Below are 15,808 nucleotides of genomic sequence, written 5' to 3'. Positions count from 1 at the left end.
CGCCCTTAACTGGTCGGGGCTTTTTTATTTGGCGAAATTTGGGTGCAAAAGATGAAAGTGCAAAAGGAACACATCCTTAACTTGGTTGACCAGCTTGAATTCAAGTTTGCTCGAGTTGAGAACACAACGGTAACAGGATGTTGGGCTTTTCTGCCCAATGGTTTTCAAGTGGCTTACGGCGAATCAGCTTGTGTCGATCCGGAAAACTACAAATGGGAAGACGGCTGCAAGTACGCGAAAGAGCGTTGCGTACAGTCGGCAGTTAACAAACTATGGGAGCTTGAAGGCTACTTGCTGAAAGTGACGGGCAAAACGAGTGATCGCTTTGGCGATCCAAGTACCGGAAATGCCTGTGCAAATACTAACAAACCAAAACCTCATGCCGTTTTGAATGAATTCAAGGTTTATCAGGGCAAGGCCATAGAGCGCATTGCCTATGAAGTGAAACCAGATGAAGTAATTATCCCACTCAAACAAGCAGAATCAGGTGGTCCATGCTTGAGTGAGATTGCGATTGGTGGTGAGTGCTACCAGTTTGCCCATTTCGAGCCTGTTAATGCTGGCGACTTCGTTTGCTTCTTGGATGAGAAAGATATCTACCACGTTCGCCGCAGTGTTTTCGAACAGCGAAACTACATCTAATGCTCAAACTCGAATGCTACACAGAACCGATGGCTCAAGGGCTATCGGTTTTTTTATGCGACCAAGGTTTTCGCTCAGTGCCTATTGGCAAGGCTGTGATCACCGACTACCCAGAGCAAGACGCCCAACTTCTTACATGCGCTTGCATTAAAACCGCTCAACCCACCGAATTTGATATTGCTTGCCTGAGCTCGTAAGCATTTTTTAACAGAGTGCTTACGCGCACAGACAGCGATACGTCTACACAGGAGAAGTACAAATGGGAATCAATCTAGACAATTTAACTGGTAGTGAAACCCCCGAAGAGCTTGAAGCCTTGCTTGATAGCATTGATGGCGTGTTGGATGACGATCCAGAGCATGACGACGATGAACCCATTGAGCTTGGTGACACGACTCTGGATGGTAGCTCGGATACTGACATTGCCGATAGTGATGCTGCGGACTCGGCACCCGCACAAGTTAAAGAGCAGCAGGTAGCGGAACAAAAGCCAATTGGCATTGTAGCGAAAGATGGTGAGCACGTTATCCCTTACGAAACGCTTGAGCGTGAACGTGAGACTAACAAGCAACTGAAAGCTAAGCTCGAAGAGCTTGAAAAAGATCGTGAAAAGCTTAGCCAGAATGAGCGCTTACTTGAAATTCGCAATAAGCAGTTGGAAAAGCTCGGCGTTGAACCTGAGGACTTACCAGAGAACTTGTCAATTTCCGATGAACAGCTTGACGCTCTAATGGATGACTATCCAGAGATTGGTAAAATCTTGAAGGTCGTCGTTGCGAAAACCAATGGTGCGGCGAAGCAAGCCGATACATCGCCACAGGAAACACAGAAACCTAACGTTGACCCCATCTTTGAAGCGCTTCAAGGGAATGCTGATCTATCTTCTTGGCGCGAGAAAGGTGGAGAGCAATGGCAAAAGGCGTGTGAGATTGATGACCGTTTAAGTGCCGATCCAAATTGGGCAAACAAGCCACTGGCAGAGCGCTTTGCCGAAGTGGTTAATCTGACCAAAGCCGAAATGTCGGTGCCAGAACCTGCGCCTGCGTCGCAGATCACTGAGCAAGACATAAAAGCTAAAGCTGAAGAGGTGGAGAGCCAAGTGAAAAACTCTCTGCCTTCTTCGCCTAGCGCTGTTGGCTCTACTAGTAAGCATCAGCCCTCTGAGCTGGAAAAGATGGCAAACGCAGATGCCGAAGGCTTGATGGCGATGATGCAAGGTAAGAGCACAGCAGAAATTGAAGCACTACTTGAAATGGCAGGCGTGTAGACGCCGCAGCAAATAACCAACCCCGTTCGAAAGAGCGGGGTTTTTTTATGTCTGGAGTTTGACAAATGACTACCATTACCAAACAACAAGCACGGAAAATTCAAGAGGTTGGCTTATTTACCTCTACGCTTCGTGCCCGTTCTCTTGTCAATATGTTGACCGAAGAACTCCCCAAAGAAGCCATGCCAGATAAGAAAGGCATGGAGCGTCAAACCAGCTCCCACGCTCCTATTGTGCGTGTGACTGACCTTTCTAAAGGCGGCGGCGATACGGTGGATATGCAGATTGTCCATCACTTGAACAAACGTCCGACAATGGGTGATAAGAAAATTGCGGGGCGTGGTGAATCAATCGATTTCACCAGCTTCGAGCTTGGTATCAACCAAGGCCGTCACCAAGTCGATGCTGGCGGTAAAATGACGCAACAGCGTACGACTCATGATCTACGCAAGACCGCACGAACGCTGCTTGGCCCGTACTTCAACAATCTTCAAGATCAAGTGTCGATTATCCATGCTGCTGGTGCGCGTGGCGACCATTTCGCGATAGACAGCATCGTGCCGCAAGAGTCTCACGAAGAGTACGCAGAGATCATGGTAAACGATGTGTTGCCGCCAACTCATGATCGCCATTTCTTCGGCGGTGATGCCAATAGCTTCGAAGAGCTGGACGAAGCTGATGTTTTCTCTATGGAGTCGGTGGACAATTTGAACTTGTTCATTGAAGAGATGGCGAACCCGATTCAGCCAATCCGCTTTAATGGAGACGAACTGGCAGGTGATGAACCGTTCTATCTATTAAACGTAACGCCTCGTCAGTGGGATAGCTGGAAAAAAACTTCTAGCTACAAAGATTGGCAGATGTTGGTCGCATCAGCATTGAACCGAGGCCGCAATTTCAAGCATCCGGTGTTCTCTGGTGAGTGCGCGATGATGGGCAACATTCTTGTGCGTAAGTACAAAGGGATGCCGATTCGCTTCAATGCCGGTTCCACAGTCAAGGTATCGAACAACGATAAGTTGGCTACGGTTTCACAGAAAACCGCGGGGACGACTATTGATCGCGCTATGTTGATGGGCGGTCAAGCTCTAGCTACAGCGTGGGGCAAAACTCAATCGGGTAACTCTTTCTCCATCGTCGAAGAAAAAACGGACGCCGGGAACCGAACCGAAATCACTATCGGCTGGATGAATGGCGTTAAGAAAATCCGTTTCGCTGACAAAACTGGACGCGTCAACGATCACGGCATCATCGTTCTCGATACGGCGGTGAAGCTCGGCTTTTAATTAGAGGGGGCTAAGTGCCCCTTGGAGAAACAAACATGGCAATTCATGAAGCACCATCCATGCGAGACCGGATTTATGTAGGCACCCACGGTAACGTTGCATTGGCACTGGTTAATGTCCAGTTATCTGCCATTGCCGCCAATGATGAGATTCAAGTAATTGAACTTGAAATCGGCATGAAGATCACCGGATTTCGTGTAATCACCACTGGTATTGGCGCTGGCGTTACTGCTGACATCAAAGTTGGTGAAAAAGTCGTTAAAGCTGGTATTGCACTCTCTGGTGCTAAGGCAGAAAGCATTCTGATCCCTACTGAATACACAGAAAGCAAGCAGCCACTGGCACTCGTTATCAAAGGTGCTGAAGCAAACGGCACGGTAACCCTTGGCGTGGAATATCTAGCCGAAGGCTACTAACCAACCCAGTCAAAGGAAAGGCGGCATGGTCCGCCTTTTTTATTTGGAGAAAAGACATGTCAAAAGTCCAAATTGTTTACATCGGACCTAAAGAGCGTAAGCGTGACACCATCACTGGAAGTCGTCAGGTGTTCCCACGTTTAAAGCCAATTGAAGTGACCGAAGAGGCAGCGGCAATCCTACTTCGTTTTGAAAATACATTTGTTCATGTTGATAAGCTTGAAAGCAAAATCAAAGAGCAGAAAGAAGCCGAAGCCCATAAAGCAGCGTTAGAAGAAGAACGTAAAAAGCAAGCTGAGCTAGAAGCAGAACAAGCTTCGTTCTTGGTCAGCATTGGCGGTGAAGAAGTTGATATTTCTAAGTTAGCCGCTGCGAAAATTCATACGTATATCGTTGCTGCTGGTCTGGATATCAAAGGCCAGCAATCTGGTGAAAGTGCGGATGATTACCGCAAGCGTGTTCGCTCCGAGTTAAAAGGGTAAACCATGGAAACTGTCTCAGTCGATTTGTTTACGCCTAAGCTTCGCCAGCTCGTCAATGTGACTTTGCCGCCGCTTATGCACTCGGCACTGGTTCAAGCAGCGCAGGAGTTTTGCCGCGAGAGCGGTGTGGTTCGTTACTCACGAACGCTGGAAAACGTGGCGGCGGGCGATGTGATTGCCGTGGTGGGAAGCTCGGACCTGAACAGCGACTCAGGCAGTTACATTGCCAGCGAAATGATTAGCGTGACTGACGCAGAACACGCGGCACTGACTAAAGGTGAACACTACCGCCAAATGAGCCGCGATGTGATGTCGTTTATCGTTTCGAATCCGGTTGTCTACGTGCATTGCAGTGTCGAGCCTGGTGTCAACTCTAAAACCTTGCCGAAGCTGTTGCTCGATGAGTACGCGCAAGCCATTTGTTACGGTGCTGCCCATCGCCTGATGCTTCAACCCGACAGCGATTGGCATAACCCATCGCTCGGTAATGAGTACCGTCAATGGTTTGTTGAAGCGATGCGTAGCGCGAAGCGCTTTGCTTTGGAATCTGGCGAGCCGCAAGCCTTTTCTAACCCGATCCGCAAACGGGAGTTCTTCTAATGCCCATCACCGTTAAAAACCTGATTGACCGCATTTCGCGGGACTTAATCGATCTTCGCAATGTGCGTTGGTCGCGCCCTGAACTGATCGACTTTATGAACGACGCCATTGCCGCGATTGTCATTCGTCGTCCTGATTTGAGCCGTGCTACGGCGGCTGTCGCGACGTCATCGAATACGGTGGCGTTGCCCGCCGATGCGTATCAAATCCTTGCTGTGAACCACATCGATAACGTTGCCGCGACGTTTGTTAGCATCAACAAGCTTAATCAGCTCTATCCAGAATGGCGCACGACGGTAGGCGCACCGGTGTGCTGGACGCGCAATGAGCTCGATGAAACCACACTGTTTCTATATCCAGCGCCACAAGAGCAAGTGAATGTGGAGGTGGTCTACTCCCGCACACTAAAAGTCACAGATGAAAGTGCGGCGTTTCCGCTCTCAGAAGTCTATGAGGGCGTTGTCGCTGACTTTGTGATGTATCGCGCCTACAACAAAGATTCGTTAAATCCGGCAGAAGGGCAGAAGGCACAGCTTCACTTGCAAGCGTTTGCCACGGCGCTTGGTGATAAAACCGCCACGGATAACGCCAAAGCACAAATGATTAACCAAAGTGAAGGGGCGCGGTAATGAGTCAAGAGCTGGTAAATAGCGTTAACAAGCTGACAGATGAGACGTCGGCACTACTCCAAGAGTATGTGAAGGGCAACACCGTGCTGCAAAACAGCGCCAGTGATGCGGCCAGCTCTGCCGCCGCTGCCAAAGCGTCGGAAACAAATTCAGTCAACCAGGCGAATATTGCCACCCAAAAAGCCGCCGAAGCCAAGGTATCCGAACAAAACGCTGCTGCTATCGTCACCGGAGGGACCGCAACCATTGACCCTTCACCGGGCAAAATTCCGCTGGCGAATTCACAGGGTAAGATTAGTTCAGGCTGGCTTACTGCACTCGCGTTCGCACGTACTAAAGCAGACATGGACGCAATGAGAGCGTCGGTTAATCGTCAGTGCGCGGCGAGTGGGATGATTCATGCGGGTATTGGGCATAGCACCAATAATGTCAATGAAGGTATGTGGTCAGATAGAGCAACGCCTAACCTACTTATTGTCGGTAAATCTGGAATTTCATCAGGGCACTTAGGCAGTTCAGAGACAGACTACCCTGTGTTTAACATCGCTGGGTTTCCCATCTCACTTAGGGCAGTCAACATCACACTCACAGCCCAGTGCCAGCTGAAATTCCCCCAAGCCCCAGACGGCACCGATATCTACGACAGCTCTGGCAACTGTCGTGGTACGGGCAAGCCTACGCTGAACCTGCTAACCGAAGTTGACCCTAAGTATGGGGATGTCGCGCCGAACGTGAATGAGGCGGTGGCGAGGGCGTTTGAGGGGATGGTTAAGAATGGGGATCTAAGAAATGGTACTAGTGGCTGGTCAACTATATCTGGCAGTACTGTTACCCTAGTTGACGGAAAATTAAGAGCGGTAAGCCCATCTACAAGCAACACTCTGCTATACCAAAATAATCTGTTCTTCTCTGAAACTAATCAGTATGAAGTCGTTATTAAATATTGGTCAAACCAAGGAATAACAGTAAGGTTAAACCAGAATTACGTAGGGTCAGAGGTGTTCCCTACTGGGAATGGTTCAGAAGTCAGGAAAGTCATAAGTGGGAAAAATGGCTCAGTATTTAATATATCTGGTGGCGGGGCGAACGCACAAATTGAAATAGAGTATATCTACATCCGCCCAATCACAGAAGAAGTCGTCACTGAACGCGTAGACCTCTCTGGTCTCGAAGGCTACTTAGAAGAAATTACGCCAGCCAAACCGTACATCTACCCTTACGGCGGCATTAACAACCAAGCAACCAGTGTTGACGGCATTGCTACAACGGTCGATAACGTTCGACCAATCACCTATTTTGCCAACTTCACTGGTGATACAACCTCGCGTGGCCGTGGTTGGAATTTGAACGACTTAACCGATGCGCAACTGCTGACGATTTTGCAGAACCCGTACCATCATGTTTATGTCATTGATGGGAAGTTGGTGCAGTTCAGAGTTCGCCCAAGAACGATTGCTGGGGCTGGGAATGGGGATTGGGAGCGAATAAATAGCGCTGAAAACTTATACCTGACTTTCAGGGATGGCGCTGGCGAGAGTCCAATGTACGTTAATGCCCAAGGAAACCAAGATACAGTTGAGCCATTAAGATCTTCCAGTGTTGGTAGTGTGCTGTACTGCCCTAGACAAACGTCTTCTACAATGTGGGGTGATCCAAATTTTAGAGACAAAGGCGTTTATAAAGCTAGCGCAGGTTACGGATATATCCCTACAGGAAGAGCTTACAACGGCGAATGCTACTTCTACGTCTTAGCCACTGTTTTGCGGCTCAATCAGGGGGCGTATCACGAATGGAACCCCCTTGGTGCTCAGCCATGGAATAAAACGGATGGTTGGGGAGAGAAGTATTGGATGCCAGGAGTTGTTAAGCCGACTACAAAAGCTGACGCGTTCAAAAAAGCGACCACTATTGATGGAGTTGGTACACCATTCAACACTAATCTTGGGGGATCGATTGCTTCTGACACCGCTCTAGGCCGACCCGATGGCAAGTTCTACGACGCAATCTACCCCGACGGCGAAGGCGGCGTGATTGACCGCAGACTGTCGGCATTCCCAATCACAATGGAAGACTATTTCAAAGCGATGGCAAAAGCTGAGAATGGGACTATGCGGGGGATGGAGTCACTATCAGAAACAGCCGTATTTGACTGCGGTGTGCCATTAAGCAAGGGGATACAACCTGATTTTGTACACATCAACTTACCAAAAGGCACAGTTCACTCTAAGTTTTTCAATGCCTATACAGAAGATCGCGCCTCTACGACTGTTGGCGGACATTTTATTGATGCAAGTGGAACTATCTACCCTATTTCTAAGGTGGCTGGGGATTCAAGTAATGACTATGTGTATCTCACCAGAGCTTATGGTGTTTCATCAACTAGCGTTGATATAACAGGTAAATGCTTTGTTGTGCCTAAACGACCAATAAACCTCTCAGTCTCCGGGAACTTCCTGCAAACCGACGTCTCTGGCCACCCTGCCAATATACTGAAAGTCGATGCGTTGAAAGGCGGTTGGGCGGGAAGTTGGTTGGGTATTCCAGATGGGGTTAAAGGTACTTGGCAGCTTACGAGAAAGAACTTGCAATCAGGAAATATAACGCGATTGTTTACTTCTGACCTCGGGGTATCTTGGACACAAAGCCCCTCAACATTCTATCCTGAGACTAATACCACTATCACTACGTGGGGGGCAGATGTAGTAAATCTTTACCAATACACCGCTGCCGCGAAAGTGACCAAACCGTCATCTGCGTCAAAAGTGTATGGCTACAAAAAAGGGTTAGGTTCTGTCATCACAACCCAAGATTACCGTACTGAGAAGGGGTCACTACTGGCTGAGTCTCTAATGGGTCAAGTGCTTACGTCCAATGCGTCCGGTAAACGTTACGGCAGTTGTCCGCTCACTAGTGATTTGGTTGGGCACGACGGCCTGCTATACAACGTAGCTGGGTATCTCCCAGAGCACCAACCAATAACGATGAGTCAGCCAGCCAACTCCTCCCCCTCGATTAAAATTTTGCCTCATGCTACGTCAGAAAATGGCCAAGCCACCCTTGGTTTTGTCTGGAACGAGCTGAAACACAATGGTGCTGGTTGGGGGGATGATAGCTCTATGCGTGTCATTGGTGGTACCGGAATCTACAACAACCTCAACGAGCAATCATGCTTGTACGGCTACGCTGTGTTGGCCTTGCCAATCGGCTGGGTAGACAACCACGCAAGGTTTGGGGCGCAAGTGCCAGGAGTGGATTTATGATGATTGATACAAACTACGCCTCGCTTGCTGAGGTGGATGAAAACATACGTCACTATTACGCAGAAGATACTCGCGAACGTGTGGTTGGGTATACGGAACCGAACGAGGAGGGCGAAAGCTCTCCTATCGTAGAGCCTTACATTGTGGTGGTCCTTAACCAGCCGGATAAAGTCACTTACCAAGATGTGCAGCTTCGTAAGAGTGAGCGTAAGCCTTGGGATAGCGTTATCAAGCCGGAGCTTGAAAGAGCCATTGCTTGGGAAGCGTTCAGCGTAAATCACAACCAGTACCTCGACTGGTTGTACGCCCTATCATTGTGGGAGAAAGAGCAACCTACAGAGCCAGTTTGGGATGAAGAACAGCAAGAATACATCGAGACAATTATCCCCGCGCCAGATCGTCCGGTGGTGGATGTGGCCAAGCAGGAAGCTTTTACCGACGATTTGATGCGTGACATTGCGGCCTATCATGCTGACTTAGCGATTCAAACTCGCAAGTCTGCAACGTTCAGTGATATCGAGTACCACGGTAAGTTGTATCAGATGGGCCAAGGCAAAGATGGTTTGTTTGGCATTGATAATTTCAACAAACGCATTGCGGCGGTGGCGGCGAATCCAGATAAAGCGCAGGAGTCTATCGGCTGGATTGCCAAATCTAACGAGATAGTTTCTCTAACTTATGAAGACGTTCGCGCCATCGTTAACGCTTTTTATGACCGCGAACAAGCCATCTTCACTGCTTACAACCAGTGGCGCAGTGGCGACCGGCTCACCCCTTTTAAAGTGACTATCTAGCCACACACTAACCCCAACTCATCAAGCGGCCAGTTGGCCGCTTTTTTTGTCTTTGCAGGATGAGACAAATGCGAATTGATATCTCCACAATGAAGGGCGAGGTGCCTCGCCTTGAGCCTCATTTACTCCCCGATGACACCGCGACATTCGCGCAAGATTGCACCTTTACACGCGGCATTGTTGCGCCAATTCGTTCGGATTTAGACAAAGCGACGCTGCCAAACTCGCCCGACTCGCTGTTTCTCTACGCGCATACGCATTGGTTTACGTTCAGTCAGCCCGTTAGTGTGATTGCCAATCCGATGGCGCAAGACCCATATCAACGCGTGTACTGGACGGGGCAAGACAAGCCTAAAGTCACCGCGCAAGACATCGCCACTGGCGCGGGCACTATGCCTGCCGCTTGGTATGACCTCGGCGTACCCAGACCAAGCAGCAAGCCGATTGTGACCAGCGTGAGCGTTGCGACGGGTGAAGAACCGCCAGAAGGCGAGCTGCCCGCTTACGACGATGAAGACCGACTGTACATCCAAACCTATGTCACGCGCTTTGGGGAAGAAGGCGCACCAGGGGAGGCCAGTGAACCCACCTTGATTGAAAAGCCTGGTTCAACGGTGACGGTCCGACTTGCCGCGCCAGGCGTGAACACGCACAACATCACCCATACCCGCTTATATCGCTCGGTGACATCCAGCGGTGAAGGGGATTATTTGCTTGTCGCGGAATTGCCAATTAGCCAAACGCAATACATCGATTCAGCGCGAGAGGTGAACGGTCCGGCGCTAGAAACGTGGGACTACGACATGCCGGACGCGACCATGCAGGGGCTATGCGCGATGGCGAACGGCATTTGTGCAGGGTTCGCCGGTAACGAGGTGATGTTTTCCGAAGCGTATCTGCCGTATGCCTGGAACAAAGCGAACCGTGGCACCACGGATGATGACATTGTGGCCATCGCCCCGATTGAAACTTCGTTGGTTGTGGCAACCAAAGGGAAGCCGTATCTGTTTTCTGGTGTGACACCGGAAATGATCACCGGCATGCGCCTCAACGTCGAGCAAGCGTGTGTCAGTGCACAATCGCTTGTTGTGATTAATGGCATGGCGCTTTATGCCTCACCGGATGGCTTGGTTGCTATCTCGACATCGAGCGCAGTGGTGGTGACGGAAGGGCTCATCGACCGTGATAGCTGGCAAAGCTTCAAGCCAGAAACCATCAAAGCATGGGCCAATGAAGGGCAGTATATCGCGCAGTATGACGGCGGCGCGTTCATCTTTGACCCAAGCACACAAAGCTTTACCCGCTTGTCTGCCTCTTGGGATGCGGCTTATCACTACCTGAACGAAGACACCCTGTTTATTGCCAATGGCACCGCGTTAAAAGCTTGGCGTCGCGGCGCAGCACTGGTGCCGATGACTTGGCAAAGCAAAACCTTTCTTATCGCGCAAAACGCGTCGTTAACTTGCGCTCGCATCCAAGCGGAATTCCCGCAGGAGTTGAGTGTGACGTTTATTGCTGACGGTGAAGTGATTTTCACTTTGGCGGCTGGCGAACTTAACCATGATCCTTTTCGCTTGCCGCCGGTACGCGCTGCCAAATGGCAAGTGCGCATTGAGGGGCCGAGCAAAGTAGAGCGGATCTTGTTAGCCGATTCTTTGTCGGAGCTGTACTAATGGCTAAGAAATCTCCTTTTCGGGCGGGACGCTCGCTCGATGTCTTATATGAAAACGTAGAAATTCTCACAGGACAACGCGGGAACGGGCTGTATAAAGCCGTGACCGAGAAAGACGTCGCCGCGATTAAGGGCACAGTGAATAAAATTGTCGTTGGCAGTAACTCCGGCGGCAGTGGTGGTGACATTGTTGAAGTGCCTCACGCCCCGCAAAACGTGCAAGCGTTCGGGGGCTTTTCGGCCATCTTAGTGCAATGGGATAACCCAACGTTCAAAGGCTATGCCTATGCCGAGGTGTGGCGAGCGACGGAAAATAACTTGTCTCAAGCGGTGCAGATTGCCACCACGCCCGCCAACGTGTTTTCCGATGTGGTGAATACCGGTAGTACGTTTTACTACTGGATCCGCTTTATCAATAAGAACAACATCGCGGGACCGTATCAGGATGTGAACGGCGTTCTAGCGCAGACTTCGCCGGACATTGGCGACATCATTGATGAACTGGCGGAGCAGCTTAGTAACTCTGAGGTGTTTAAGGCGCTGCAAAGCGATATCGACACCAAAGCAACCAAGGCGCAGCTCGACCAGGCAAACGCCGACATTGCCAAAGCGCAGCAGGATTTAGCGCAAGCAAAGTCTGACCTCGAACAAGTAGACGCGACGCTGCAAGCTGGTATCGATGACGCGAATCTAGCATTGGTCCAAGCCAAAGCCGATCTGGAATTGGCAAATGATGCGTTGCAAACGAGCCTTGGCCAGACTCAGCAAGAGCTCAGTACGGCGAAGGCGGAGTTATCTCAAGCGGACGCGACACTGCAAGCCGGTATCGACCAGGCACGTCAAGAGATAGAAACGGCCAAAAGTGATCTGGAACAAGCCGACGCCACTTTATCGCAAGCGATAGACGCGACGAACAGCGCTCTGTCAGAGGCGAAAGCAGCACTATCTCAAGCTGATGTCGATTTAGATCAGGCGCTCACTAATGCCAAAGCCGCCATCGATGGCGAGCTGGCACGAATTGAGGCCGAGTACCAATCGGCAGATGCCAGCGCGTATGCCAACGTAAAGCAGCTTGAAAAGGTACTGGCAGACACAAGCAAAGTGCTCGCGATGCAAGTGTCACAGCTTAACGCCGCATACACGACGCAAAACGCCGCGCAAGCCGCCGAAACGTCCGCACAAATTACCGAGGCCAAACGTGTACTGGCCGAAGCCGATCACGCTTTAGCGGAGATCGTCACGGGCCTTGAAGCGTCGATGAAAGCGAGCGACATCGAGATTAACGCCAAGCTGACGACGCTTGAACAAACGGTAGTCAGTGAAAACGAGGCGTTGTCACAACGAGTCACCGAGCTCGATACCGCGTATAAAGCGGCAGACTCAGCGACAAACGCCAGCTTGTCGTCTCTGGAACAAACGGTCAGCGACAGTAATCAGGCGATGAGTCAACGCGTCGATGCGTTAGACAGTGCTTATAAGGCCGCAGATACCGAAACCAACGCCAGCTTAACGGCATTGAGCCAAACCGTTGCCGATGCAAATCAGGCCATGAGCCAGCGTGTAGACGGTTTAGAGTCGGACTACAAAGCGGCAGACAGCCAAACCAACGCCAAAGTTAGCGCCCTTGAGCAGACCTTAGCGACGGAAACCGGAGCTTTAGCGCAGAGGGCCGACAGCCTAGAGGCGGATTATCAAGCCGCCGATGCGCTGCTAACGGGCAGTATTGCCAACCTAGAACAAGTTGTGATTGACGAGACACAAGCGCTCGCGCAACAGATCAGCAGTCTTGATACTGCATATAAAGCGGCAGACGCGGCCACGAATGCGTCTCTCGATACGTTGTCGCAAACTGTCTCTGATGGCGACAGCGCACTGGCGCAGCAGATCAACAATCTCGATACGGCTTATAAGGCCGCAGACGCCGAAACCAACGCCACGTTAACGACGCTCAGTAAAACGGTGTCGGATAACAACAGTGCGCTTGCCGAGCAGATCAGCTCGCTCGATACGGCATACAAAGCGGCAGATGCCGCGACGAACGCGACCGTAACTAACTTGGCCAAGAGCGTGAGTGATGGCGATTCGGCACTCAGCGAGCGGATAGATTCGCTCGACGTCGCTTACAAAGCCGCCGATGCCGCGACCAATGCGAACTTATCCAGCCTGGAACAAACAGTCGCTGATGAAACACAGGCGCTTGCGCAGCAAATCAACAGCCTCGATAGCGCTTACAAAGCGGCGGACGCGGCGACTAATGCGTCGATCGATACGTTGTCGCAAACTGTCTCCGATGGCGATAGCGCCCTAGCGCAGCAGATCAACAATCTCGATACGGCTTATAAGGCCGCAGACGCCGAAACCAACGCCACGTTAACGACGCTTAGTAAAACGGTGTCGGATAACAACAGTGCGCTTGCCGAGCAGATCAGCTCGCTCGATACAGCATACAAAGCGGCAGACGCCGCGACCAACGCGACCGTAACCACTTTGGCTAAGAGCGTGAGTGATGGCGATTCGGCACTGAGTGAGCGGATAGATTCGCTCGATGTCGCTTACAAAGCTGCAGATGCTGCGACCAATGCGAACTTATCCAGCCTGGAACAAACGGTCGCTGATGAGACACAAGCGCTCGCACAGCAGATCACCAATCTCGATGCGGCCTATAAAGCCGCCGATGTCGCTACCAATGCAGCCCTGTCCGAGCTTGAACAAGTGACCAGCAACGCAGATGAAGCTCTTTCGCAGCAGATCACTGATATGGAATCGAGCGTTGAAGCAGGGGATGCCAAGAACTTGGCTATGCTGCAAGCGCTCAATCAAACCGTGGCAAATGCGGCCAAGGTGATGGCCATGCAGATCCAGCAGCTAAACGCGGCGTATGGTGCGGTGAGCGAAGGGGAAACGGCGGTCAGTGAAGCGAAGTTTACTGAGTCTCGCAAGGCGCTTGCTGACGCTGAACAAGCGTTGGTCGAGCAAATCACCGCGCTTGAATCGACGTTTAACAGCCAATTGGGGCAAACCAATGCGAACTTATCTAGCCTGGAACAGACGGTCGCTGATGAGACGCAAGCGCTCGCGCAGCAGCTCACGCAGATAGACGCGGCTTATAAAGCGGCAGACAGCCAAACTAATGCAAATTTGAGCTCGCTTGAACAAGTGGTCACGGTTGCAGGGCAAGCGTTAAGCCAGCGCTTAGATAATATGGACTCGGCCTACAAAGCAGCGGATGCAGCAACGAACTCGAACCTGTCTACCTTAGAGCAAACCGTCGCAAGTGGTGACAGTGCAATGTCTCAGCGTCTCGACACCATGAGCGCCGAGTACAAGGCGGCAGACAGCCAAACCAACGCGAACTTATCCTCCTTGGCACAAACGGTCAGTGACAATGAACAGGCGATGAGCCAGCGTGTGGATTCGATAGACAGCGCTTATAAAGCGGCAGACGCGCAAACCAATGCGTCGATCACGGCATTAGAGCAAACGGTGGCTGATGAGACGCAAGCGCTCTCGCAGCAAATCACAGGGATAGATTCTGCCTACAAAGCGGCAGATGCGGCGACAAACGCCAGCTTGACCTCTTTGCAGCAGACAGTCGCCAGCAACAACTCGTCCATGAGCCAGCGTGTGGATACCGTGGAAGCAACGGCGAACACGGCGAATCAAAAGGGCGACGAGGCAAAAGCCGCCTCTCAAACCAACTCGCAGGCCATTGCGACCATAAATCAGGATGGCAGTGAAGCATTCAAAGCGCTATGGAGCACAAAAGTACAAGCGGGCGACATTACAGCGGGCATTGGTATCGTGGCAAAATCCGACGGCACAAGCCAAGTGGCTGTGAGCGCGAGTCAGTTTTTTGTGTTCGATCCGAACAACCCCGAAGTGATTACTCCGACCTTTGCGATTGACCAAGGCAAGGTGGTTATCCCAACGGCGATGATCGAGAAGGCGACCATTCAAATTCTTACCTCGCAGCAAATTACCGCCGATTTTGTGCGAGCGAGTATTCAGATTGTTTCGCCTTCGATTCAGGGGGGAGATATAACCGGTTCCATTATTCGCATTGGCGCTGGCGGGCCTTATGCCGGTTATAACTTCTATGTTGATCCTCAAGGCAATGCCTCAATGCGCAACGCGTGGATTGAGGGACACGTTCGTGCAACTAGTGGTGAAATGGAGAATGTCACCATTAAGGAAACCTGCACAATTAAAGGGCACCTAGATGGAGCAACAGGCACTTTTGCTGGCACCGTCGAAGCAAAAAATATCATTGGTGACTTGGTTGCAGCAAAGGCCGTAGTGCTTTCTAGGAATCAAATTGGTGCCAACTGGACCACTATTGGCTCTTTCTCTGGGATTAACAACACAAAGCATGAGGCCAGCTTATTTGTCGGTGGTGCAACAGTAACTCTCAGATGTGCTGTAAACCCAAGGCAAAAAGGATCTGCCGAAGGGAGTGTTAGGGTTATTGTAAATGGCAGTGTTGTTTCTGAGTGCATGTCAACGGCAAAAGCAGAATCTACGAGCGATTCTTCGGGTGCGAGTGAAACAATTTCATTCGCTGGTGTTGGGGCAGTCGTTCCGCTACCTATTGGGCAATCATTTAGCGTTTCTATCCAAGTTAGGACAAGTTCGGTAAATGCCACCGGAACAATCTGGGCATCTTCTGATGCAGTTGCTCAATTATTTCGAAATGGAGCGGCCTTTGATTAAGCCCAATTGTAGATGTCAATCTAGTTCATGCGTCCGGTAAGCAATTAAAT

The 15,808-nt window shown here is 50.8% G+C and carries 11 protein-coding genes; all 11 read left to right on the top strand.

Annotation, left to right across the window (positions count from 1 at the left end; translation table 11 throughout):
• Positions 1-51: 51 nt before the first annotated feature.
• The 11 genes from UF06_RS19260 (at position 52) to UF06_RS23230 (ending at position 15,758) form a co-directional block, all read left to right on the top strand.
• Positions 52-642: a Gp49 family protein gene (locus UF06_RS19260; RefSeq protein WP_045571867.1), complete on the top strand. Its 591-nt coding sequence runs from the start codon at positions 52-54 to the stop codon at positions 640-642.
• Between the two features lie 259 nt (positions 643-901).
• Positions 902-1,909, top strand: coding sequence for a hypothetical protein (locus UF06_RS19250; protein ID WP_045571865.1), 1,008 nt, complete (start codon positions 902-904; stop codon positions 1,907-1,909).
• A 65-nt stretch (positions 1,910-1,974) separates the two neighbouring features.
• Positions 1,975-3,195 carry a N4-gp56 family major capsid protein gene (locus tag UF06_RS19245; RefSeq protein WP_045571864.1) on the top strand — a complete coding sequence of 407 codons (1,221 nt, stop codon included), beginning with the start codon at positions 1,975-1,977 and terminating at the stop codon, positions 3,193-3,195.
• A 35-nt stretch (positions 3,196-3,230) separates the two neighbouring features.
• A complete protein-coding gene (locus UF06_RS19240) occupies positions 3,231-3,611 on the top strand; it encodes a hypothetical protein (protein ID WP_045571863.1) in 381 nt (126 codons plus the stop codon).
• Between the two features lie 56 nt (positions 3,612-3,667).
• On the top strand, positions 3,668-4,093 hold the full coding sequence (locus UF06_RS19235) for a hypothetical protein (protein ID WP_045571862.1): 426 nt from the start codon (positions 3,668-3,670) through the stop codon (positions 4,091-4,093).
• A gap of 3 nt (positions 4,094-4,096) precedes the next feature.
• A complete protein-coding gene (locus UF06_RS19230; RefSeq protein ID WP_045571861.1) occupies positions 4,097-4,693 on the top strand; it encodes a hypothetical protein in 597 nt (198 codons plus the stop codon).
• Positions 4,693-5,322, top strand: coding sequence for a DUF6682 family protein (locus tag UF06_RS19225; protein ID WP_045571860.1), 630 nt, complete (start codon positions 4,693-4,695; stop codon positions 5,320-5,322). The genes UF06_RS19230 and UF06_RS19225 overlap by 1 nt, the downstream gene beginning before the upstream one ends.
• Complete coding sequence (locus UF06_RS19220) at positions 5,322-8,582, top strand: hypothetical protein (RefSeq protein ID WP_045571859.1); 3,261 nt, start codon at positions 5,322-5,324, stop codon at positions 8,580-8,582. Before UF06_RS19225 ends, UF06_RS19220 begins: the two co-directional genes overlap by 1 nt.
• Positions 8,579-9,376 (top strand): hypothetical protein, encoded by a 798-nt coding sequence (locus tag UF06_RS19215; RefSeq protein ID WP_045571858.1) that lies wholly within the window; start codon positions 8,579-8,581, stop codon positions 9,374-9,376. The genes UF06_RS19220 and UF06_RS19215 overlap by 4 nt, the downstream gene beginning before the upstream one ends.
• A gap of 68 nt (positions 9,377-9,444) precedes the next feature.
• Positions 9,445-11,049: a hypothetical protein gene (locus UF06_RS19210; protein ID WP_045571857.1), complete on the top strand. Its 1,605-nt coding sequence runs from the start codon at positions 9,445-9,447 to the stop codon at positions 11,047-11,049.
• The gene (locus tag UF06_RS23230; protein ID WP_052702588.1) at positions 11,049-15,758 is read left to right on the top strand and encodes a DUF1983 domain-containing protein; all 4,710 of its coding nucleotides are present in this window, start codon (positions 11,049-11,051) and stop codon (positions 15,756-15,758) included. Before UF06_RS19210 ends, UF06_RS23230 begins: the two co-directional genes overlap by 1 nt.
• Positions 15,759-15,808 lie beyond the last annotated feature (50 nt).

Source organism: Vibrio sp. S234-5, assembly GCF_000960595.1.
Lineage (GTDB): Bacteria > Pseudomonadota > Gammaproteobacteria > Enterobacterales > Vibrionaceae > Vibrio.
Note: the sequence above shows the minus strand (reverse complement) of the source record. Positions and strands in the feature narration are given on the sequence as shown.